The sequence below is a fragment of the Corynebacterium sp. UD i78 genome (assembly GCF_056280545.1).
In genome coordinates, this window is sequence record NZ_JBWCED010000001.1 from 1995330 (window position 1) to 2017949 (window position 22620).

Sequence of the window (22620 nt, forward strand, 5' to 3'; positions counted from 1 at the left end):
CTGAGCCTCACCAGACCTGAAAGGTCATTGTCTTGTCCCTGCTCGACCTCGGTGCCGCCCAGCGCGGCATCTGGAACGCCCAGCTCCTCGACCCGACGTCCCCCTACTACGTCGTCGGCGAGGTCCTGGAACTCGACGGTCTGGCCTCCGGCGCGGACGGGGAGAGCCCCGTCGACCTGCTCGCCGAAGCCGTCCGGCTGACCGTAGACGAGTCCGAGACCCTGCGACTGCGCTTCACCGACACCGCCGACGGTCCCCGGCAGTTCGTCGACGACACCCCGGCGTCCCGCCCGGAGATCCGTGACCTCTCCGGCGCGCCGGACCCGGTGCTGCTGGCCCACGCGGTCATCGACGCGGAGAAGGCGTCCTGCGGTGAGCGCTGGCGCACCATGACCGACGGTGACCTGCACCGCTACCTGATCCTCGACCTGGGTTCCGATGACGCCGGGCTGCGTCGGGTGTGGTGCGTGCAGCTGTACCACCACATCATCGTCGACGGGTACAGCGCCGCGCTGCTCACCCGCCGCACCGCCGCGCACTACACCGAACTCGCGGGGGGACGCGCCGCCCGGCGCACCAGGTTCGCCCCGATCGCCGAGATCGTCGAAGCCGACCTGGCCTACGCCGCGGCGGACAGGGATACAGACCGCGCGTTCTGGCACGACTACCTCACCCCCGCCCCGGACACCACCGGCCGCGAGGACCATGTCCACGGTGCGGGCACGACCTCGATCACCACGACAGTACGTCTCTCCGCCGGGGAGATGACCGACCTGCGGGCACGTGCCGAGGACGCCGGCCTGGTCTGGTCGGACCTGGTCATGGCGGCCTACGGTGCCTGGCTGCGCAAGTTCGGGTTCACCGGTACCCGGGTCGACGGTTCGCAGGAGGCCCTGCTGGCGATGCCGATGATGGCCCGGACCTCGGGCCCGCTGCGCCGCACCCCGGCGATGCTGGTGAACATGCTGCCGCTGCGTTTCCCGGTGGCCGGCACCGACACTCTGGAGCAGGTCGCCGCCGCGGCACACTCCGCCCTTGACGAGGTCCGTTCCCACCAGCGCTACCCCGGCTCCGAACTGGCCCGCGACCTGCGTGGTACCGGTGGCCCGGCGGTGTTGCACGGCATCGGTCTGAACCTCAAGACCTTCGACTTCTCCCTTGATTTCGCCGGCACCGTCGGTGTTCTCCGCAATGTCGCCGGTGGCCCGCCGGAGGACCTCGTCCTCGTGGTCACCCCGGCCGCCGACGGTGGCGTCGACCTCGGTTTCGAGACCGACCCGTTGAGCGTCCCCGCGGCGACCGCCCGGCAGCGACTCGAGGACATCCGTGCCTTCCTCACCTGCTCCGGCCCGCTGGCCGATGTCCGCCTGCGGGACGCCACCTTCCGTGCCACCGTCGCCGCGGACCGGGCCGGGGAGCCCCTGCCCGAGGTCGTCCCCACCCTCGACGAACTCGTCGACCGGCTCGGAGTCCGTTCCTCCGGTGAGAGCGCCTGGGAGACCGCGGACGCTCCCCTGCTCGTCAGTGACGACGCCACGGTCTCGCTCACTGCCGCCGAGGTCCACCGGCAGGTCGCGGACCTGGTCACTGAGCTGTCCGGTGCCGGTGACGATGGCTCGGTCATCGCCCTCGACCTGCCGAAGGGACCGAACCTCGCCGTCGCAGTCCTGGCCGTGTGGCGCGCCCACCGCGCCTTCGTCGTCCTCGACCGCGAGCACCCGGCGGCGCGTCGGACACAGATCCTCGGTGACTCCGGTGCCGTCGCGGTCCTCGACGAGAACGGCCTGCGCACCACTGACACGGACAGCACCGCAGCGGCCCTCCCCGACCTGGCCTATCTCCTCTACACCTCGGGTACCACCGGCACCCCGAAGGGCGTGGAGATCACCCGGTCCGCCGTGGAGTCCCTGCTCGCCGGGCACGCCGCCGAGCTCTGGCCGGACGCCTGGTCACGCTCCACCGACGGTCGCCTCCATGTCGCGCACACGGCGTCCTTCTCCTTCGACGCCGCACTGGACCAGCTCGCCTGGATCTTCACCGGTGCCACCGTGCACCTCTACGACCACGGCACCGTCGGTGATCCGGCCGCGGTGCGTACCGTGCTGCAGCGCGACCGGATCTCCGTGCTCGACGCCACCCCCTCGCTCGCCGGTGCACTCATCGACTCCGGTGCGCTCCACGATTCCGCGGTGAGCACCGTCATCCTCGGTGGTGAGGCGATACCGGCGTCCCTGTGGGACCGGCTCGCAGCGTCGCGTATCTCTGCATGGAACGTCTACGGACCGACCGAGACCACGGTGGACGCCCTCACCGCGCGCGTGACGCCGGGACCGGTCACCATCGGTCGTGCCGTGCCGGGCATGACCGCGCTGATCCTGGACACCGACGGTGAACCCGTGCCGGACAACGAGGTCGGCGAGCTCGTCCTCGCCGGGCCGCAGGTGGCGCCGGGCTACCGCGGTCGCCCGGAGCAGACCGCCGAGGTCTTCGGTGAGATCGACGGGAGCGACGGGAGCATCCGCAGCTACCGTACCGGAGACCTGGTGCGGTGGATGCCCGGACGCGGCACCCTGTTCCTCGGCCGTGCCGACGACCAACTGGAGATCCGCGGCCACCGTGTCGAACCCGGCGAGGTCGAGGCCGCACTGCTCGCCCTGCCCGAGATCACCGGTGCCGCCGTCGGTACCTTCGGGGCGCCCGGCGCGCTGAAACTCATCGCCCATGTGTCGCTGACTGAGGCGGCTGCCGCCCGGGTCCCGGCCTTCGATGTGCGGGCCGCGGTCGCGGAGACGGTGCCCGGACACCTCGTGCCGACCCGGGTGCAGGTCCATGACCGGCTGCCGCTGACCGTCGGCGGCAAGATCGACCGCCGTGCCCTCGCGGAAAAGGTGAACGTCACCCCAAATGTCGCCCCGGGTGGCAGATTCCCGGAGAGGGCGGCAGAGGAAGATTCAGTGAACCCCCGGAGCGCCGCCGAACTGGTCCTCGCCGACGTCCTTGCCGGGATTCTCGGCCTCGACTCCGGTGACCTGCTGCCCCTGGACCGGGACTTCATCAGTCTCGGTGGCGACAGCATCGGTGCTCTCACCGCCGCCGGGCGCCTGCGCCACCGTGGCTACGGCATCGCCGCGAAGGACCTGCTCGCCGGGACGGAACTGGCCGATGTCGCCGCCGCAGCCGAGCGGGTCACCCCGGACACCGGACGCGGGGCAGCGCAGGAGGACGGCGCTGCACCCGGCACCACCACCGGCACCGGCACCGGCACCGGTGCAGACACCCTCTACGCCACCGGCGCCTTCCCCACGACAGCCGTGCCTGCCCGAGCAGCTCTGACCGGTACGGTCTCCGCCCCCGGAGTCGACCGCGACCGCCTGCTCACCGCCGTCACCACGATGATGACCACCCACGGTGCACTGCGCGCCGTCCTCGACCTCACCGCCGACACCCCGCAGATCATCGTCCCGCGTACCCCGCTGGTCGACCCGGCCGAGGTCATCCTGGAGACGACCGCCGACACCGCCACGCCTGCCGGCCTCGCCCCGCAGCGCGGCCTCGTCTGGCGCGTCACCATCCCCGACGACAACGGCGACCTGCAGGTCACCGTGCACCGCAGCGTCCTCGACCCGGACAGTACCGCCACCTTCCTCGCGGAACTGGACCGTGCCCTGGCCGGCCGCCCGCTGTGTCCTGCCGCCGGGTCGTGGCGCGCCGCCGCACTGGCCGACACCACCACCGGACCCGACCTCGTCGCCGACGAGACACAGGAACCGGCACAGGAGTCGGCACAGCAGCCCACCCTGCTCGAGGTGCCCGACCGCGAAGCACTGTTCTCCCTGCTCCCCGAGCTGTTCCACACCACCCCGGAGGTCGTGGTCACGGCCGCAGCGGCACTCGCGACCGGGCAGGCCGTCGGTATGCGCCTCCGCACCACCGACACGCAGGTCCTCGGCAACCTCGCCCACACCACCACCCTGCCGGCGCTCACCGGCACGCCCCGCGAGGTCCTGCTGCAGGTCAAGGAGGCACCCGAGAGTGTCGCGACCCCTGCACTGACGGTCGGGCCGGTGTCCTCTCCGATGCTGCCGACCGGGCCGACGCTGCTCACCGCCGGTGCCCCGCACCTGCTCGTCAGCCCGGAGGACGCGCGGCTCTACAACGGCACCCCGGAACTCGCCGCGCAGCTCACCGAGGCACTGACCGCCCTGGCCGTGCTCGCCCGGACCACCGACGGTGGGGCCGCCCCTTCCGACCTGGCCGTCGAAGTCAGCCAGGCGCAGATCGACATCTGGGAACAGCGCCACGGCCCGCTCGCCGACGTGTGGCCGGTCTCCCCGCTGCAGGAAGGCCTGCTCTACCACGCACTCAGCGGCGGGTCGGGCTACGTCCTCTCCGCCGGCATCGATCTGCGCGGACCAGTCGACGCCGACCGCCTCCACCGGGCCTTCCGCTCCACCCTCGGGCGCCACGATCTGCTCCGCGCCCGCTTCGACGGTGAGAGCCTCGACGAACCCGTGCAGCTGATCCCCCGTGGCGTCGAGCTGCCGTGGCGCACCGTCGACCTCCGCTACCTCCCGGCGGACGCCGCCACCGCGGCCGCCGACGACCGGCTGCGCGCCATGGCGTCCCGGCGCATCGACCTGACGGCCGGCCCGCTCGTCGCCGCCGAGCTCGTCCTGCTGCCGGGAACCGGGGAAGCGGACACGGTGTCCGCCCGCCTGGTCCTCGGCAACCACCACCTTCTCACCGACGGCTGGTCCACCCCGGTCATGCTGCGTGACCTGCTCAGCATCTACCACGGGGACGCCCTGCCTTCCGCCGCCCCCTACTCCGACTACCTCACCTGGCTCGCCGACCGCGATGCCTCGGGTGCCACCGACGCCGACGACGACGCCTGGCGTGAGCGACTGGGCACCACCACCGGCACCGTCAACGGCACGATCATCCACGACCTCGCCCCGGTCACGCCCGAGGACCTGGAGCGCACCGGTGAGGTGACCCGGGAAACCGTCGATGAGCTGACGGTCCCGGACTCGCTGGCCCAGCGTGCCCGCGCCGCCGGCGTCACCGGGAACACCCTGCTGCAGGCTGCCTGGTCACTGACCCTCGCTGCGCTGACCAGCCGGGAGGACGTCATCTTCGGGACGACGGTCTCGGGGCGTCCGACCGAACTGCCCGGCATCGAGCAGACCGTCGGGCTGTTCATCAACACCCTGCCTGCCCGCGTCACCCTCGACGCCGCAACCCGCGCCGGCACCGTCACCGACCTGCTGCGCACCATCGGACGTACCCAGGCCGCGATGACCGCCCACGAGTCCACCCCGCTGATCCGTGTGGAGCAACTCGCCGGCGGCGGGGCGTTGTTCGACACGCTCGTCGTCTTCGACAACTTCCCCTCACTGCCCGCCACTCCCCTCACCGGCGACCGGATCGGTGTAGCGGAGGTGCACGTCGACGGCATGACCAGCTTCCCACTGTCCTGTGTCGCACCGCCGACCGACCCGGGCGAGCCGATGCGCGTCGTCCTCGCGCACCGCCCCGACCTGGTGGACGCCGCCTTCGTCACCCTCGCGCGCGACACCCTCACCCGGGTCCTCGACGCCCTGGTCGGGGATCCGACCGTGGACGAGGTGCTGAGCGGACTGCCCCGTTGGGAGGGCACCTGCACCGGAAAAGGCGCCACGCCGGTCGCCCAGGCTGCTCAGCCCGCTCAGACCGCTGCACCGGCTGAACCCGCCCGGCCGACCCCGACCAATCCCGACCTGGGCCCCGCCGAGGTCACCGCGACCGTCGCCGGCGTCATGGCGTCCCTGCTGAAGACGGACCACGTGGGCGACCACGACAACTTCTTCGACATCGGCGGCCACTCCCTGCTCGCCATGCGACTGCTCGGCCGGCTGCGTCGCGAGGGGCTCGACGAGGTCACCATCCAGGACATCGTCGAGACCGGCTCCCCCGCCGCCCTGGCCGCACGGCTGACCGGTGGCGGATCGAGCCAGATCCTGCCGCTGGGCCCCGGCGCCCAGTCACCCGTCTTCGCCGTGCACCCCGGCGGTGGGTTCGCCCTGCCGTTCCGTGGCCTCGCCGACCGCCTCTCCGCGCACGACATCCCGGTCACCGGCCTGCAGCTCCCGGACCCGCACCCGGCGGTCACCGACCTGACGGAGCTCGCCGTCGGCTACGTCGACTCCGTCCAGCAGGTCCAGGCACACGGCCCCTACCGGCTTCTCGGATACTCCTTCGGCGGCGTCCTCGCGCAGGCCATGACCGCCGAACTGCTGCGCCGCGGTGAAGAGGTCTCCTGGCTCGGCATCATGGACGCCTACCCCGCAGGAGCCGGCCCCGTGCCTGAGTCACCTGCCGAGACCCCTGAGCTCACCGCCACGCAGATCGCCGCCGTCGCCGGAGTCCCTGACATCGACGACATGCCCGGTGGCGCCGAGGCCGCCGAGATGATGGCACGCACCCTGGGCACCAACCTCGCCTACTGCGACGGCCTGCTGCGCACCGCCGCCCCGGTGGACCTCACCGCCTTCGGTGGCGAGACCCAGCTCATCGTCGCGACAACGGCCGATGAGCGGGTCGCCGACCTGCAGGGGCACCGCGGGTGGGACCCCGCTTCCGCCTGGGCCGGCGTCCTCCCCCGCACGCCCCGCACCCTCACCCTCGACCTCACCCATGCCGGTCTCGCCACCGACGCCGGCTGGGACGCGATCACCCCTGCCATTCTGGAAGGACTGCAGTGAACCATCAGACTGTTCTCGACGCCGCGACCGATGCCGACGCCCCCGGCAACCCCGACGTTCTCGCCACCGGTGTCCCCCGTGAGGACGCCGAGCGCTACCGCAAGCTCGGTGCCTGGACCGGCGACACCCACTGGGCCCTGTTCCGCCGTGCCGTGGAATCCTGGCCCGCCGAAACCGCCGCCACCGACCGGCACCGCACCGTGACCTGGACAGGGCTGGACGAGGGCGTGTCCCGTGCCGCCGCCGTCCTGGCCGGTGCCGGGGTGGGTCGCGGTGACGGCGTCATCATCCAGCTGCCGAACTCCGTGGCCTACCTGGAGACCGTCTTCGCCGTCTGGCGGCTCGGCGCGATCCCGGTGTTCTCCCTTCCCGCCCACGGCTCCACCGAGATCCGCCACTTCGCCTCCCACGCCCCGGCCCGGTTCTACGTCTCCACCGCGACGCCGAACCGTCACCTCGCCCGGGTGCACCGGGACGTCGCCGAGGAGGTCACCATGATCCTCGTCGACGAGGCGTCCCCGTGGGACGGGGCGGACGCCCTGCCCGTGCCGGACGCCGCGTCCGTCGCCCCCGACGAGCTCGCCTTCCTGCAGCTCTCCGGCGGCACCACCGGTGTGCCCAAGCAGATACCGAAGACCCACGACGACTACCTCTACTCCGTGCGCGCGTCCGTCGATGTCTGCGATCTGCGGCACGGGGATGTGCTGCTGGTGGCGCTGCCCGCCTCCCACAACTTCACGATGAGCTCCCCTGGCATCCTCGGCGCGGTGCAGGTCGGTGCGTCCATCGTCTTCGCCGCCGACCCGATGCCGACTGAGGTGCTGCCGCTGATCGCCGAGCACGGTGTCACCCACCTGGCCCTGGTGCCGCCGGCGCTGATCAGTCTGCTGAACTTCCCGGAGCGCGACTCCTTCGACGTCTCCTCGGTCCGCACCGTGTGGGTCGGCGGGGCGAAACTGTCGGAAGCCGCCGCCCGTCGCGTCCACCCGGAACTCGGCTGGACGCTCCAGCAGGTCTTCGGCATGGCTGAAGGACTGGTCAACTACACTCCGCTGGACGCCTCGATCGAGGAGACCGTCGCCACCCAGGGACGCCCCATGAGCCCGTGGGACGAGATCCGCGTGGTCGACGACGAGGACGTCGACGTGCCGGAGGGTGAGCCGGGAAATCTGCTCACCCGCGGTCCGTACACGATCCGCCGCTACCACCGTGCCCCCGAGGTCAACGCCCGGTCCTTCACCGCCGACGGCTTCTACCGCACCGGCGACATCGTCGTCTTCCGCGGCGGGACGCTCACCGTCGTCGGCCGTGCCAAGGACCAGATCAACCGGGGTGGTGAGAAGATCGCGCCGGAGGCCGTGGAGAACATCCTGCTCACCCACGACGCTGTCCACGACGTCTCTGTCGTCGGCATGCCGGATGAGGTGCTCGGTGAGAAGATCCGCGCGTTCGTCATTCCCCGGCAGGACGCCGCCTCCGATCCCGCTGCGCACGGACTCACGCCTACCAAGCTTCGGAAGTTCGCCCGCGAGGCCGGGCTGTCGAGCTTCGCGGTGCCCGACCTCATCGACATCGTCGCCGAGTTCCCGCTGACCGGCGTCGGCAAGGTCTCCAAGAAGGCTCAGCAGGCCTAGGCGGGCGTCCGGAGCGGTCGGGAGTCCGGAGCATCCGTCGAAATCTGCGGGCACGAATGCACTGAACTGCCGGGTTCACGCCATCCGTGCTCGCAGATTACGTCTGTCGACGTCCTCCCCGAGGCACACTTCCTGACCCGGACGCGCGAAAGCCCCCGACCCGGACAGACCCGGGGCGGGGGCTTTCGGTGATCAGTGACGATCAGGCGTGAGCCCTGCGGAAAGCAGAGACTACTTGGCCTTCTCGATGATCTCGACGAGACGGAAGTGCTTGTCCTTGGACAGCGGGCGGGTCTCCTCGATGCGGACGAGGTCGCCGATACCGGCGGTGTTCTCCTCGTCGTGCGCCTTCACCTTGGTGTTGGTGCGCATGATCTTGCCGTAGAGCGCGTGGCGCTTACGGTCCTCGAGCTCGACAACGATGGTCTTGCTCATCTTGTCGGACACCACGTAGCCCTGACGGACCTTGCGGCTGCCCTTGGTGTTCTCGTTGGTCACGTTGGCCTCACTCATGCTGCGTCACCCTCCGGAGCGGTGGACAGGCCCAGGTCGCGCTCGCGGAGCACGGTGTAGATCCGGGCGATGTCGCGCTTGACGGTGCCGAGGCGACGGTTGTTGGTCAGCTGACCGGTGGCGTTCTGGAAGCGCAGGTTGAACAGCTCCTCCTTCGCCTCCTTCAGCTTGGTGGTCAGCTCGTCGTTGCTGAGGTCACGGAGCTCGTGAGCCGGGGTACCGGTAGCCATCAGAACTGATCCTCCTTCTTGACGATGCGCACCTTGCAGGGGAGCTTGTTACCGGCGCGACGGAGAGCCTCGAGGGCGATCTCCTCGTTAGGGTAGGACATCTCGAACAGGATGCGGCCGGGCTTGACGTTCGCGACCCACTTCTCGACCGGGCCCTTACCGGAACCCATACGCACGCCGAGCGGCTTCTGGGTCAGCGGACGGTCCGGGAAGATGTTGATCCACACCTTGCCACCACGCTTGACGTGGCGGTTGATGGCGATACGAGCAGCCTCGATCTGACGGTTGGTGATGTAGGTCGGCTCCAGGGCCTGCAGGCCGTAGTCGCCGAAGGTCACGCGGTTGCCGCCCTTGGACACACCGGAACGGTGCGGCCGGTGCTGACGGCGGAACTTGACGCGCTTGGGGATAAGCATGGGTTAACCCTCCTGCTTCTGGTCGGCACGCTGCCGGCGGGCCCCACCGCGACGCGGACGCTCACGACGGGCGCCACCGCGGGAGTTGCGCTCGTCACGGGCGTTCAGCAGAGACTCGCGGCGGCCGCCGACGACGTCACCCTTGTAGATCCAGACCTTCACGCCGATGCGGCCGAAGGTGGTGTGGGCCTCGTAGGTGCCGTAGTCGATCTCGGCGCGCAGGGTGTGCAGCGGAACGCGACCCTCGTGGTAACGCTCGGTGCGGCCCATCTCAGCGCCGCCCAGACGACCGGAGCAGACGACCTTGATGCCCTTCACCTGGGGCTGGCGCATCGCGGACTGGATGGCCTTGCGCATCGCGCGGCGGAAGGCCACGCGGTTGCTCAGCTGCTCAGCGATGGACTGGGCCACCAGCTGGGCGTTCGCGTCGATGTTCTTGACCTCGAGGATGTTCAGCTGGACCTGCTTACCGGTCAGCTTCTCCAGACGGCCACGGATCCGGTCGGCCTCGGCGCCGCGGCGACCGATGACGATACCCGGGCGGGCGGTGTGGATGTCCACGCGGACGCGGTCGCGGGTGCGCTCGATGACGACGTCGGCGATGCCGGCGCGGTCGAGGCCCTTCGACAGGAACTCGCGGATCTTGATGTCCTCGGCGAGGTAGTCAGCGTACTGCTTGTCGGCGTACCAGCGGGAGCGCCACTCGGAAGTGATACCCAGCCGGAGGCCGTGGGGGTGAATCTTCTGGCCCACTACTGAGCACTTCCCTTCTGGCTCTCGACAACCACGGTGATGTGGCTGGTGCGCTTGCGGATCTGGAAGGCCCGACCCTGGGCGCGGGGCTGGAACCGCTTGAGCGTCGGTCCCTCGTCGGCGAAAGCCGCGGAGATGACGAGCGAGTCGGGATCCAGGCCGAAGTTGTTCTCGGCATTCGCGGCGGCGGAGGCCACGACCTTCGCGACCGGCTCAGAAGCCGACTGCGGGGCGTAGCGCAGGATCGCCAGCGCGTCCTCCACGGACTTGCCGCGGATGGTGTCGATGACGCGACGGGCCTTCATCGGGGTGACCCGAACGAACTTGGCCGTGGCGCGTGCGGAGTTGATGGTGTCGGACATGACTATCGCCGACCCTTCTTGTCGTCCTTGATGTGACCCTTGAAGGTCTTGGTCGGGGCGAACTCGCCCAGCTTGTGACCGACCATCGAATCGTCGATGAACACCGGGACATGCTTCCGACCGTCATGGACGGCGAAAGTGTGACCGATGAAATCGGGGAGAATGGTCGAACGGCGCGACCAGGTCTTGATGACCTTCTTGGTGCCGGCGTCGTTCTGGGCGTCCACCTTCGCGAGGAGGTGTTCGTCCACGAACGGGCCCTTCTTGAGGCTGCGTGGCATTCTCAACTACCTCCTTTAGCGCTTCTTGTTCTTGTTGGCACGGCGACGGCGGACGATCAGCTTGTCGCTCGGACGGTTGGGCTTGCGGGTGCGGCCCTCAGGCTGACCCCACGGGGAGACCGGGTGGCGACCACCGGAGGTCTTACCCTCACCACCACCGTGCGGGTGGTCGACCGGGTTCATGACGACACCGCGGACGGTCGGGCGGACGCCCTTCCAGCGCATACGGCCGGCCTTGCCCCAGCGGATGTTGATCTGGTCCTGGTTTCCGACCTCACCCACGGTGGCGCGGCAACGGATGTCGACGCGACGGATCTCGGTGGACGGCATACGCAGGATCGCGTACTTGCCTTCCTTACCGAGCAGCTGGATGGAAGCACCGGCGGAACGGGCCAGCTTGGCGCCGCCGCCCGGCTTCAGCTCCACAGCGTGGATGGTGGTACCGGTCGGGATGTTGCGCAGCGGCAGGTTGTTACCCGCCTTGATGTCAGCCTGGGCACCGGTCTCGATGACCTGGCCCTGCTTGAGACCCTTCGGCGCGATGATGTACCGCTTCTCGCCGTCGGCGAAGTGAAGCAGCGCGATGTTCGCGGTGCGGTTCGGGTCATACTCGATGTGGGCGACCTTGGCGGGCACACCGTCCTTGTCGACACGACGGAAGTCGATGACGCGGTAACGGCGCTTGTGTCCACCACCCTTGTGACGGGTGGTGATGTGGCCGTGGACGTTGCGGCCACCGGTCTTGGACAGCGGGCGCAGCAGAGACTTCTCCGGGGTCGAACGAGTGATCTCGTCGAACTCGGACACGGAACTCTGGCGGCGACCCGGCGTAGTCGGCTTGTACTTGCGAATAGCCATACTTCTGCTCTCTCTTTACCTGTCGGTATCCGCGGCCTAGGCCGCGCCACCGAAGATGTCGATGGGCTCGCTGCCGGCGACCAGGGTGACCATGGCGCGCTTGGTGGCCTTGCGCTGACCGTAACCGGTGCGGGAGCGCTTACGCTTGCCTGCACGGTTGAGGGTGTTCACGCTGGCGACCTTCACACCGAAGATCTCCTCGACGGCAATCTTGATCTGGGTCTTGTTGGAGTCCGGGCTCACCAGGAACGTGTAGACGTTCTGCTCCATGAGACCGTAGGACTTCTCGGAGACGACGGGGGCGATGATGACGTCCCGGGGGTCAGCGATGGTGGTCACTTGGCCTCCTCCTTCTTGCTGGACTGCTCGATGAAGCCGTTGAGCGCCTCGACGGAGAAGACCACGTCGTCCGCGTTGAGGACGTCGTAGGTGTTCAGCTGGTCGAAGGACAGCGCGTGGACAGCCGGGAGGTTGTTCACGGACTTCCAGGCGGTGACGTCTTCGCGACCGAGGACAACCAGGACCGTCTTGCGGTCGGTGAGGCGCTCCAGGAAGGAACGCGCCGACTTGGTCGACGGGGTCTGGCCGGCGACGAGCTCCTCCACCAGGTGGATGCGCTCGTTGCGGACGCGGTCGGTCAGAGCACCGCGCAGGGCGGCGGCCTTCATCTTCTTCGGGGTGCGCTGGTCGTAGTCACGCGGCTGCGGACCGTGGACCGTGCCACCACCGGTCATGTGGGGCGCACGGGTGGAACCCTGACGGGCGCGACCGGTGCCCTTCTGGCGGAACGGCTTCTTACCACCGCCGCGGACATCGCCGCGGGTCTTGGTGGCGTGGGTGCCCTGGCGCTTCGCGGCCAGCTGCGCCACGACGACCTGGTGCATCAGCGGCACAGAGGGCTCGACGTCGAAGATCGACGCCGGAAGCTCAACGGTGCCGTTGGTGGATCCGTCAGCGGTGTGGACGTTGAGGGTCAGATTACTCATGCGTGTGCACCGCCCTTCACTGCGGTCTTGACGGTGACGATGCCACCGTTGATTCCGGGGATGGCACCCTTGATCAGCACCAGGTTGGACTCGGCGTCCACCCGGGCGATCCTGAGGTTCTGCAGGGTGACGCGCTCGTTACCCATGCGACCTGCCATGCGGGTGCCCTTGAAGACACGACCCGGGGTGGCGCAGGCGCCGATGCCGCCGACGCGGCGGTGGGCAGCCTGGTTACCGTGGGAGGCGCCCTGGCCGGCGAAGCCGTGGCGCTTCATGGCGCCGGCGTAGCCCTTACCCTTGGAGGTGCCGGTGACGTCAACGTAGGTGACGTCGGCGAAGAGCTCGGCGGTGATGTCCTGACCGACCTCGTAGGCGGAGGCGTCCTCGACGCGGATCTCCGTCACGTGGCGGCGGGGGGTCACGCCGGCCTTCTTGAAGTGACCGGCCTGCGGCTTCTTGACCTTACGCGGGTCAATGTCGCCGAAGGCGATCTGGACGGCATCGTAGCCGTCGGTTTCCTTGGTGCGCACCTGGGTGACGACACAGGGCCCAGCCTCGACGACGGTGACCGGGACGACCCGGTTCTCCTCGTCGAAGATCTGGGTCATGCCGAGCTTCTTGCCCAGGATGCCCTTGATCTCGTTTTCGCTCATAATTCTGCTCCGCTGCTCAGTTCCGACTCAAAGACCAGGATTACTGGATGTTCACGTCGACGCTGGCCGGAAGATCGATGCGCATGAGAGCGTCAACGGTCTTCGGCGTCGGGTCGAGAATGTCGATGAGCCGCTTGTGGGTGCGCATCTCGAAGTGCTCGCGAGAATCCTTGTACTTGTGCGGCGAACGGATGACGCAGTACACGTTCTTCTCGGTGGGCAGAGGCACAGGGCCGACCACCGCGGGCACCGGTACGGGTGACCGTCTCGACGATCTTCTTGGCAGAAGCGTCGATTGCCTCGTGGTCATAGGCCTTGAGCCTGATGCGGATCTTCTGTCCCGCCACGCTAGTCCTCTTCCTCGTTCCCCGTTCCAATGACGGGTGGGTGTCTTCCCTGCCCGATGGCGTGGGAACTTCTTGTTTCTTGGTTAACGCTGTCCGGCTTATGAAGCTGGCACAGACGCCAGTGTCTTCATGACCGTGCGGGTTCCTGCGTCGAATCCGGGACGGGGAGGGGAGGCAATCACCGCTGCGCCGTCACTGACCGGAAACGACCGGGGAACCCCAGCCATCCGAGGAAGAGCCCCCCATGATGCGTGGGACCTTCGCTTAACTGCCGCTGTTTATTTGCCATGCCCCACTCCGGCTCCCGCAGGACGGACAAGTCCGTGACCCTGCGCTGGAACCCTTGGCCGCCCCGGAGGGCCTCCGTGTGGTTCATGCTCACTTCACCATCGTCACCGTCTTGCGTCCGGAGGTGTTCCGGGCGCGCAGGAGACGTGTCAAAGCAACGAGAGGTATTAAAGCACGTCCGACCGGCGACAATCAAGTCCGGGGAACCGTCCACCGCGTAGCATGGTGAACATCACACCGTCATGGCGGTCGGGATGTGGATCACGTGGTCCCGAACTGCAGGACATTCAGCTTTCACAGGTGTCTACCATGGACACAGAAGAGCTTCTGCACCGCGCAGGACACACACCGACCAGCTACCCAACGAAGGATGCCCCCACATGAGCAACTCCACGCCCGCGGACGAGAACACCGGTAACACAACCCCCTCGTCCTCCGCCTCCTCCACCACCCCGGCCGTCCGCGACGACGGTTCCAACCTGGTCACCGACCACGGTCGCACCTCCGTCGCCGACGTCGTCGTCTCGAAGATCGCCGGCATGGCCGCCCGCGAGGTCACCGGAGTCCACGGCCTCGGCGGATCCACCGCCCGTGCTCTCGGCGCGCTGCGCGAGCGCATCCCGGGTGGACGCGTCAACGTCCAGCAGGGCATCTCCGTAGAGGTCGGCGAGCGCCAGGCGGCCGTCGACATCTCCATCGTCGCCGAGTACGGCGTCGCCATCCACGAGCTCGCCGAAGCCATCCGCCGCAACATCATCATTTCCGTCGAGGAGATGACCGGTCTGGAGGTCACCGAGGTCAACGTCACCGTCCACGACGTCCACCTCCCGGGTGACGACGACCGTGAGAGTGAGGACGTCGAGCCAGAGAAGGCTCCCCGCGTCCAGTAACCGGGACTGCAGAGACCATGGCTGACCCCACCTCCCGTGCCTCCTTCCGGGACGACCCGGAGTACGTCAAGCGGCGCCGCCAGGTGATCCGTGAGAATCATCCGGATCACGGCGGCTCCGACGAGGCGCTTATCGAGGCACTCGACCGACTCGACGCCGAGTGGCAACGACGCACCCGGCCCCGCCCGGAATTCAACGACATCCACCTGCCCGGGTTCATCCCGGACGATGTCGCGCGCCAGGCCACCGATCTCGCCGAGCAGTACACCGACGAGGTCTACCGCCGGGCCGAGGAGATCCGTGACCGGGCACGCCGGGTCGTCGACACCCAGACGCCGAAGCTGCGCAAGGTCCGTAAGACCGCGGGCAAGGCGGCGTCCTCCATGGTCCGCTCCGTCCAGGGGCATCTCCCCCGCAAGTTCCCGGGTGCCCGCCGGTACACGGACACGGGCACCACCAGAGACTCCAGCAACTCCAGATCGGAGAAACAATGAGGTACGCAACCCTCTTCGGCGTACTCGTCGGCTTCCTGCTCGCCGTCGGCGCCCTGTGGGCCGGGATCACCGGTTTCCTCGTCGTCGCCGTGCTGTGCGGTGTCGGCGGCATCGTCGGCGCCCACCTCGAGGGACTGATCGACCTTCGGGCCGTCTTCAGCTCGGGGCACCGCGGACGGGGCTGATCCACCGTGGAGCCCACTTCCCCGAACACCTCCCCGAGCACTTCCCCGAGCACTTCCCCGAGCACTTCCCGGAGCACCACAACGATTGACGACCGGATCCCCCGGCAGTTCGCCGTCCGCGGCGCACTGTCGGTACCCGGCGTCCTCAGTCATTCCTCGGGCATCAACCGCTTCACCGGTCGCAGTCTGCCGCGCGCCGAACTGCGGTGGGACGCCGGACACCGCTCGGTCAGCGTCGACATCCAGATCGCCGTCGCCTGGCCCAGTCCGGCGGTGGACGTCGCCAAGACCGTCCGTGAGACGGTCGCGCAGTGGATCACCGACGGAACCGGGATCGCCGTCTCCACGGTCAACGTGGGTGTCGGTGCCGTCGTTCCGGCCGAACGCGTTACCGCCACCGATCTGGCAGACGCCCCGCGCTCCCCCGAGCTCGAACCGGTCGTCGCCACCCCGCTCACCGTCACATCCCCCACGGTTGAGCGCACGGTGCCCGAAGCCGGTCACCCGGTCACCCGCGAACATACTCCGCTGACACCGGTGCGCGCCGGACGCCCGCAGCGTCCTGACCATGTCACCACTCCCCCGGCACCGGAACTCGACGAGGTGCAGACCGCGCCGCGCGCGCCCCTCACTCCGGTGGACGTCACGCACTCCCCGGCGATCGAGCCTGAGACACCGACGCCACGTCCGGTCATACACGACATCCCGACGCCGCCCGGTCCCCGCCTGGAGAACATCCCCACCCCGCAGGGACTGCCGGTGAAGGCCGTGCCCACCCCGCAGGGGCTTTGCGTGACGACGTACCCGCAGATCAGCCGTCACAAGGTGATACCGGTGACGGTTAACCGCCATCCCCGCATCACCCCGACCGTCGTGCGGCACAGCGGTACCGGGGATGCCGGTGGCGCTGCTGACGCCACTGACGCCGGCGGCCGACCGTTCGAAGGAAAGGAATGAGCACATGAGTGAACAGTCCACGGCGCCGGCACCGGTACCCGCGGCGTCCCCCCGGGCGCGGTGGTGGACGATCCTCCTCGGCCTGGTTCTGCTGGCCGCCGGCGGTGTTGCCCTCCACGATCTTCTGGTCGTGCAGGAGTCGATCAGTACCGACCAGCTGCTGGCCCCGGTCTATGACTGGATCGGCGAGGTCAGGTATGCCGGCTGGGTCCTTCCCTCAGCGATCGGCTGCGCTCTGGTGGCCCTGGTCCTGCTCGTGGCGACGCTGCGTCCGCGTGCTCGGACGCACCTCTCCTTCGGGGAGGACGCCGCCCTCTACGCCCGGCCGGTCGATGTCGCCCGCATGAGTACCGCGGCCGCCCGACAGGCAGGTGGCGTGCTCCGTGCGTCCACCGTCGCGACCCGCAAGCGCATCACCGTGACTGTCACCACCGCCGCAGGTGACCAGGACGAACGCGACGCCGTCTCAGCGGGTGTCTCGGACCAGGTCGGACATCTCGCTGCGATGCTCGATCCCGAGCCGGCCGTCGTCGTGAAGGTCGTCGCCTCGACACCGGGAGGTGAGGATCGGTGAACCGTGGAAAGGCGGGCTTCAACCGCTTCATCACCTTCCTGCTCTTCCTGGTCTTCGCAGGCCTGGCCACCTGGGGCATCGGCCTGGCGATCGACTGGGAGTTCGCCCACCGCATCGGCGAGTACGCCGACCGGGACTTCTGGACCGGGCTGCCGGACAGGGAGAACTACGATGACATCCTGCGCATCGCCGCTCTCGTGCTCTTCATCCTGGGTCTGGTGCTGCTGGCGGTGAACATCGAGCGCAAAAGGCTGGGCCGGAAGACCTCGCCGGCCTCCGGTACCGCCGGGGTGATCAGTATCCATCCGGCTGATCTTGCGTCCGCCGTCGCGCAGAGCTTCGAGACCCGTGACGACATCCGTTCTGCGACGTTCCGGGCGGTGCAGGACCGTTCGACCGATGTCCTCGAGATCCGGCTGCGTGCCACGGCGGAGGCCGATGTCGCAGACCTGCGTCAGGCCTGTACCCGGGCCTCTGCTGACATCAGGGCCGCAGTGCCCGGACAGGACATCCGGCCCCGGTTCCTGCTCCAGATAGAGCAGGTCAAGCAGAACAACTGATCTGCCGTACGGCCTGACAGGGTGCGTTGACGTGGCGCGCTGAAGTCAGGGACCACGGGGCGGCGGACCATCTGGTCCGCCGCCCCTGTCGTGGCCCGGCAGTGCACTCCCCCTCACCGACGGCCATCCCGTAGTGGACCGTCACCGGATCCCGAACCGGACATGACGAAGCCCCCGCCACCGATCCCTGGGGATCAGTGGTGGGGGCTTCGTGGTGCCTGTGTCAGGCGGTGTGTACCTGCATCCGGGCCGGGGCCCGGACACCCAGGTCAACGAGACTAGTCGTTGATCTTGGTGACACGACCGGCGCCGACGGTGCGGCCACCCTCGCGGATAGCGAAGCGCAGGCCCTCGTCCATGGCGACCGGCTGGATGAGCTCGACGGACATGTCGACGTTGTCGCCGGGCATGACCATGTCGGTGCCCTCCGGCAGCTTCACGACGCCGGTGACGTCGGTGGTCCGGAAGTAGAACTGCGGACGGTAGTTGTCGAAGAACGGGGTGTGGCGGCCGCCCTCGTCCTTGGACAGGACGTAAACAGAGCCCTCGAAGCTCTTGTGCGGGGTGTAGGCGCCCGGCTTGGCGATGACCTGGCCGCGCTCGACATCCTCGCGCTTGAGACCGCGGAGCAGCAGGGCGGCGTTGTCGCCGGCCTCAGCGGTGTCGAGCAGCTTGTTGAACATCTCGATGGAGGTGACGGTGGTCTTCTGGGACTTCTCGCGGATACCGAGAATCTCGACCTCGTCGTTCAGGTTCAGGACGCCCCGCTCCACACGACCGGTGACCACGGTGCCGCGGCCGGTGATGGTGAAGATGTCCTCGACCGGCATCAGGAACGGCTTGTCGGTCTCGCGCTCCGGGTCCGGGATGGCGTCATCGCAGGCCTGCATGAGCTCGACGATCTTGGCGGTCCACTCCGGGTCTCCCTCGAGAGCCTTCAGAGCGGAGATGCGGACGATCGGGGCGTCCTCATCGTAGTCCTGCTCGGCGAGAAGCTCGCGGACCTCCATCTCGACGAGCTCGATGAGCTCCTCGTCGTCAACCATGTCGCACTTGTTCAGGGCGACGAGGATGTAGGGGACGCCGACCTGGCGGGCCAGGAGGACGTGCTCACGGGTCTGCGGCATCGGGCCGTCGGTGGCGGCGACTACGAGGATCGCGCCGTCCATCTGAGCAGCACCGGTGATCATGTTCTTGATGTAGTCGGCGTGACCCGGGGCATCCACGTGGGCGTAGTGGCGCTTCTCGGTCTGGTACTCCACGTGGGAGATGTTGATCGTGATGCCGCGCTCACGCTCTTCCGGCGCCTTGTCGATGGCGTCGAAGGCGAAGGCCTGGTTCAGGTCCGGGTAGGTGTCAGCCAGAACCTTGGTGATGGCAGCGGTCGTCGTGGTCTTGCCGTGGTCGACGTGACCGATGGTGCCGATGTTAACGTGGGGCTTCGTGCGCTCGAACTTAGCCTTCGCCACTTTTGTCCTCCTGGACTTCTCGGTGGCCACGACTCTCGCGACCACTTGTTGTGTATCTCCCGTGACAGGGAGTCACCGCCGGATGCGGTGGCCTGTCCCGGGCCTTACTTACGCCGGTAACAGCATCAGACAGTGTGATTGCCGGGCGGGGTTCACCCACTCCATCCGGACGGACCGAGGTCGGTCGGCCGGACACACTGCGGCTGGGTAACGGCCAGCACCCAGCATCCTAACGCACAAACCCTGTCCGTGAAAACCGGGCCTGACGTGAGGGATACGGAGTGCTGACCCCTACCCCCGTGGCGTCCCTCCGATGAACATCTGTTCACCGGGGGAACCCCACGGATGGTGAGGTACCGGGGACGCTAGGCGTTGCCGTTGCGCTCGGCGATGATCTCCTGGGCCACGGAGGAGGGGACCTCACCGTAGGAGTCGAAGATCATGGTGTAGTTCGCACGGCCCTGGGTCTTCGAACGCAGGTCACCGACGTAGCCGAACATCTCGGACAGCGGGACCTTGCCCTTGACGACCTTCGCACCGGAGCGGTCCTCCATGGAACCGATCTGGCCACGACGGGAGTTGATGTCGCCGATGACCTCACCCATGAACTCCTCAGGGGTGGTGACCTCGACAGCCATCAGCGGCTCGAGGAGGACCGGCTTCGCCTTGGCGACAGCCTCCTTGAGAGCCTGGGAACCGGCGATCTTGAAGGCCATCTCGGAGGAGTCGACCTCGTGGTAGGCACCGTCGATGAGGGTGGCCTCGATGTCGACCAGCGGGAAGCCGGCGAGATAGCCGTACTGCATGGCGTCCTGGATACCGGCGTCCACCGACGGGATGTACTCGCGGGGGATGCGACCACCGGTGACGGCGTTGGTGAACTTGTAGTTCGGGTCCTCGCCTTCCTCCAGGGTCTCCGGGTCCGGGTTGTACGGGGCGATGCCGATGATCACCTTTGCGAACTGACCGGAACCACCGGTCTGCTTCTTGTGGGTGAACTCGACCTTCTCGACCGTCTTGCGGATGGTCTCGCGGTAGGCGACCTGCGGGGCACCCACGTTGGCCTCGACCTTGAACTCGCGCTTCATGCGGTCGACGAAGACGTCGAGGTGAAGCTCGCCCATGCCACCGATGATGGTCTGGCCGGTCTCCTCGTCGAGCTCGACGGTGAAGGTCGGGTCCTCTTCGGTCAGACGCTGGATGGCGACACCCAGCTTCTCCTGGTCGGACTTGGTCTTCGGCTCGATGGAGACCTTGATCACGGGATCCGGGAAGTCCATGGACTCCAGCTGGATCGGATCGGTCAGCGAGCAGAGGGTGTCACCGGTGGTGGTCTCCTTGAGACCGATGAAGGCGTAGATGTTACCTGCGTGCGCCTTCTCGACCGGGTTCTCCTTGTTGGCGTGCATCTGGAAGAGCTTGCCGATGCGCTCCTTCTTGCCGGTGACGGCATTCAGGACCTGCTCGCCGGGCTCGACGGAGCCGGAGTACACGCGGACGAAGGTCAGCTTGCCGAAGAACGGGTGCGCTGCGATCTTGAAGGCGAGCGCGGAGAACGGCTCGTCGTCGGACGGCTTGCGGGTGAGAGCCTCGTCCTCGTGGCCCGGCTTGTGGCCCTCGATGGCCTCGACGTCCAGCGGGGACGGGAGGAAATCAATGACAGCGTCCAGCATCGGCTGGATACCCTTGTTGTGGTACGCGGTACCACAGAGGACCGGGTAGATCTCGGAGGCGATCGTCATCTTGCGGATGGCGCCCTTGATCTCGTCGATCGTCAGCTCCTCGCCGGCGAAGTACTTCTCCATGAGAGCTTCGTCGGACTCGGCGACGGTCTCGAGCAGCTTCTCGCGGTACTCGGCGGCCTTGTCGGCCAGGTCCGCGGGGATCTCCTCGATGGTCGGCTCGGCGCCGACCTCGACCTTGCCGCGCCAGGTGATGGCGTTCATGTTGAGGAGATCGACGACACCGTCGAACTCGTCCTCGGCACCGATCGGCAGCTGCATGACCAGCGGCTTGGCGCCGAGGCGGTCGATGATGGTCTGGACGGTGAAGTAGAAGTCAGCGCCCAGCTTGTCCATCTTGTTGACGAAGCAGATGCGCGGGACGTCGTACTTGTCGGCCTGACGCCAGACCTGCTCGGACTGGGGCTCGACGCCCTCCTTACCGTCGAAGACGGCGACAGCACCGTCGAGGACGCGCAGCGAGCGTTCAACCTCGACGGTGAAGTCGACGTGACCGGGGGTGTCGATGATGTTGACCTGGTTCTCGTCCCAGAAACAGGTGACGGCGGCGGAGGTGATGGTGATACCACGCTCCTTCTCCTGCTCCATCCAGTCGGTGGTGGAGGCGCCGTCGTGGGTCTCGCCGACCTTCCGGTTGATACCCGTGTAGAAGAGGATACGCTCGGTGGTCGTGGTCTTACCGGCATCGATGTGAGCCATGATGCCGATGTTGCGGACCTTCTTGAGGTCCTTCTGGACTTCCTGTGCCACTGTGATTCCTTAAACTCTCGTGGGTTACCAGCGGTAGTGGGCGAAGGCGCGGTTCGCCTCAGCCATCTTGTGGGTGTCCTCACGACGCTTCACGGAGGCACCGAGACCGTTGGAGGCATCCAGGATCTCGTTGGCGAGACGCTCGGTCATGGTGTTCTCGCGGCGCTGGCGGGTGAAGGTCACGAGCCAACGGAGGGCGAGGGTGGTGGCGCGGCCCGGGCGGACCTCGACCGGCACCTGGTAGGTGGCGCCACCGACACGACGGGAGCGGACCTCGAGGGCCGGCTTCACGTTGTCGAGGGCCTTCTTGAGGGTGAGGACCGGGTCGGTGCCGGTCTTCTCACGGCAGGTCTCCAGGGCGCTGTAGACGATGCGCTCAGCGGTGGACTTCTTGCCGTCCAGCAGGATCTTGTTGACCAGCTGGGAGACGATGACGTCGTCGTAGACCGGATCCTTGACGATCGGGCGTGCGGGGGCGGGACCCTTGCGAGGCATGTTTTACTTCTCCTTCTTCGCGCCGTAGCGGGAACGGGCCTGCTTGCGGTCCTTGACACCCTGGGTATCGAGGGAACCACGGACGATCTTGTAACGGACACCCGGAAGGTCCTTCACACGACCACCACGGACGAGCACCATGGAGTGCTCCTGGAGGTTGTGGCCCTCACCGGGGATGTAGGCGGAAACCTCGATGCCGGAGGTGAGGCGAACACGGGCGACCTTACGGAGCGCGGAGTTCGGCTTCTTCGGGGTGGTGGTGTACACGCGGGTGCACACGCCGCGACGCTGCGGGGAACCCTTGAGGGCGGCGGTCGCAACCTTCGCCGTCTTGTCGTGGCGGCCCTTACGGACCAGCTGCTGGATAGTAGGCATGAACCGACTTTCTTGTTTCAGTACTTCGGTCGACGGTGCCGTCGACACTGCCGGCCAACGAGACC

At 67.8% G+C, this 22620-nt stretch carries 22 protein-coding genes and 1 pseudogene; 8 read left to right on the forward strand and 15 right to left on the reverse strand.

Features of this window, described 5'->3' with window-relative positions; translation table 11 throughout:
- Window positions 1-32: 32 nt before the first annotated feature.
- Together ACZ9GM_RS09405 and ACZ9GM_RS09410 are read left to right on the forward strand one after the other, a co-directional pair.
- On the forward strand, window positions 33-6743 hold the full coding sequence (locus ACZ9GM_RS09405) for a condensation domain-containing protein (RefSeq protein ID WP_476037710.1): 6711 nt from the start codon (window positions 33-35) through the stop codon (window positions 6741-6743).
- Window positions 6740-8377 carry a (2,3-dihydroxybenzoyl)adenylate synthase gene (locus ACZ9GM_RS09410; RefSeq protein ID WP_291474148.1) on the forward strand — a complete coding sequence of 546 codons (1638 nt, stop codon included), beginning with the start codon at window positions 6740-6742 and terminating at the stop codon, window positions 8375-8377. Before ACZ9GM_RS09405 ends, ACZ9GM_RS09410 begins: the two co-directional genes overlap by 4 nt.
- Before the next feature lie 231 nt (window positions 8378-8608).
- Here ACZ9GM_RS09410 and rpsQ read toward each other — a convergent pair whose 3' ends face one another.
- From rpsQ to rpsJ, 11 genes and pseudogenes are all read right to left on the reverse strand, one after another.
- The gene (gene rpsQ, locus ACZ9GM_RS09415) at window positions 8609-8890 is read right to left on the reverse strand and encodes a 30S ribosomal protein S17 (protein WP_291474149.1); all 282 of its coding nucleotides are present in this window, start codon (window positions 8888-8890) and stop codon (window positions 8609-8611) included.
- Window positions 8887-9120, reverse strand: coding sequence for a 50S ribosomal protein L29 (gene rpmC / locus ACZ9GM_RS09420; protein ID WP_291474150.1), 234 nt, complete (start codon window positions 9118-9120; stop codon window positions 8887-8889). The genes rpsQ and rpmC overlap by 4 nt, the downstream gene beginning before the upstream one ends.
- Entirely contained in the window at window positions 9120-9536 is a 417-nt protein-coding gene (rplP, locus tag ACZ9GM_RS09425; RefSeq protein WP_014010887.1) for a 50S ribosomal protein L16, read from the reverse strand. The genes rpmC and rplP overlap by 1 nt, the downstream gene beginning before the upstream one ends.
- A gap of 3 nt (window positions 9537-9539) precedes the next feature.
- Complete coding sequence (gene rpsC, locus ACZ9GM_RS09430; RefSeq protein ID WP_476037711.1) at window positions 9540-10289, reverse strand: 30S ribosomal protein S3; 750 nt, start codon at window positions 10287-10289, stop codon at window positions 9540-9542.
- Complete coding sequence (gene rplV, locus ACZ9GM_RS09435; protein WP_291473526.1) at window positions 10289-10651, reverse strand: 50S ribosomal protein L22; 363 nt, start codon at window positions 10649-10651, stop codon at window positions 10289-10291. The genes rpsC and rplV overlap by 1 nt, the downstream gene beginning before the upstream one ends.
- 2 nt (window positions 10652-10653) lie before the next feature.
- The gene (rpsS, locus tag ACZ9GM_RS09440; RefSeq protein ID WP_066584351.1) at window positions 10654-10932 is read right to left on the reverse strand and encodes a 30S ribosomal protein S19; all 279 of its coding nucleotides are present in this window, start codon (window positions 10930-10932) and stop codon (window positions 10654-10656) included.
- 15 nt (window positions 10933-10947) lie between these two features.
- Complete coding sequence (rplB, locus tag ACZ9GM_RS09445; protein WP_291473525.1) at window positions 10948-11790, reverse strand: 50S ribosomal protein L2; 843 nt, start codon at window positions 11788-11790, stop codon at window positions 10948-10950.
- A gap of 36 nt (window positions 11791-11826) precedes the next feature.
- Complete coding sequence (rplW, locus tag ACZ9GM_RS09450) at window positions 11827-12129, reverse strand: 50S ribosomal protein L23 (protein ID WP_014010892.1); 303 nt, start codon at window positions 12127-12129, stop codon at window positions 11827-11829.
- Window positions 12126-12776: a 50S ribosomal protein L4 gene (rplD, locus tag ACZ9GM_RS09455; RefSeq protein ID WP_291473524.1), complete on the reverse strand. Its 651-nt coding sequence runs from the start codon at window positions 12774-12776 to the stop codon at window positions 12126-12128. The genes rplW and rplD overlap by 4 nt, the downstream gene beginning before the upstream one ends.
- Complete coding sequence (gene rplC, locus ACZ9GM_RS09460) at window positions 12773-13429, reverse strand: 50S ribosomal protein L3 (protein ID WP_291473523.1); 657 nt, start codon at window positions 13427-13429, stop codon at window positions 12773-12775. The genes rplD and rplC overlap by 4 nt, the downstream gene beginning before the upstream one ends.
- Before the next feature lie 40 nt (window positions 13430-13469).
- A pseudogene (rpsJ, locus tag ACZ9GM_RS09465) lies at window positions 13470-13776 on the reverse strand (30S ribosomal protein S10).
- A gap of 668 nt (window positions 13777-14444) precedes the next feature.
- On the opposite strand from rpsJ, the gene ACZ9GM_RS09470 reads away from it, so the two are divergent.
- From ACZ9GM_RS09470 to ACZ9GM_RS09495, 6 genes are read left to right on the forward strand one after another with little or no spacing between them, the layout of a single operon-like run.
- Window positions 14445-14954, forward strand: a complete 510-nt coding sequence (locus ACZ9GM_RS09470; RefSeq protein WP_291473522.1) for an Asp23/Gls24 family envelope stress response protein — start codon at window positions 14445-14447, stop codon at window positions 14952-14954.
- Window positions 14955-14971: 17 nt separating this feature from the next.
- Window positions 14972-15448 (forward strand): hypothetical protein, encoded by a 477-nt coding sequence (locus tag ACZ9GM_RS09475; protein ID WP_291473521.1) that lies wholly within the window; start codon window positions 14972-14974, stop codon window positions 15446-15448.
- Window positions 15445-15633 (forward strand): hypothetical protein, encoded by a 189-nt coding sequence (locus tag ACZ9GM_RS09480; protein WP_291473520.1) that lies wholly within the window; start codon window positions 15445-15447, stop codon window positions 15631-15633. The genes ACZ9GM_RS09475 and ACZ9GM_RS09480 overlap by 4 nt, the downstream gene beginning before the upstream one ends.
- A gap of 6 nt (window positions 15634-15639) precedes the next feature.
- Window positions 15640-16590 (forward strand): Asp23/Gls24 family envelope stress response protein, encoded by a 951-nt coding sequence (locus tag ACZ9GM_RS09485; protein ID WP_291473519.1) that lies wholly within the window; start codon window positions 15640-15642, stop codon window positions 16588-16590.
- A gap of 4 nt (window positions 16591-16594) precedes the next feature.
- Window positions 16595-17164 carry a hypothetical protein gene (locus ACZ9GM_RS09490; RefSeq protein WP_476037712.1) on the forward strand — a complete coding sequence of 190 codons (570 nt, stop codon included), beginning with the start codon at window positions 16595-16597 and terminating at the stop codon, window positions 17162-17164.
- Complete coding sequence (locus ACZ9GM_RS09495; RefSeq protein ID WP_291473517.1) at window positions 17161-17724, forward strand: Asp23/Gls24 family envelope stress response protein; 564 nt, start codon at window positions 17161-17163, stop codon at window positions 17722-17724. Before ACZ9GM_RS09490 ends, ACZ9GM_RS09495 begins: the two co-directional genes overlap by 4 nt.
- A 278-nt stretch (window positions 17725-18002) precedes the next feature.
- Here the strand turns inward: ACZ9GM_RS09495 and tuf are convergent, their stop codons facing one another.
- The 4 genes from tuf to rpsL form a co-directional block, all read right to left on the reverse strand.
- Window positions 18003-19193 (reverse strand): elongation factor Tu, encoded by a 1191-nt coding sequence (gene tuf, locus ACZ9GM_RS09500; RefSeq protein WP_288630564.1) that lies wholly within the window; start codon window positions 19191-19193, stop codon window positions 18003-18005.
- A 365-nt stretch (window positions 19194-19558) separates the two neighbouring features.
- The gene (gene fusA, locus ACZ9GM_RS09505) at window positions 19559-21685 is read right to left on the reverse strand and encodes an elongation factor G (RefSeq protein ID WP_291473516.1); all 2127 of its coding nucleotides are present in this window, start codon (window positions 21683-21685) and stop codon (window positions 19559-19561) included.
- 24 nt (window positions 21686-21709) lie between these two features.
- Window positions 21710-22180: a 30S ribosomal protein S7 gene (gene rpsG, locus ACZ9GM_RS09510; protein WP_014010903.1), complete on the reverse strand. Its 471-nt coding sequence runs from the start codon at window positions 22178-22180 to the stop codon at window positions 21710-21712.
- 3 nt (window positions 22181-22183) lie between these two features.
- Complete coding sequence (rpsL, locus tag ACZ9GM_RS09515; RefSeq protein WP_014010904.1) at window positions 22184-22555, reverse strand: 30S ribosomal protein S12; 372 nt, start codon at window positions 22553-22555, stop codon at window positions 22184-22186.
- Between the last annotated feature and the right edge of the window lie 65 nt (window positions 22556-22620).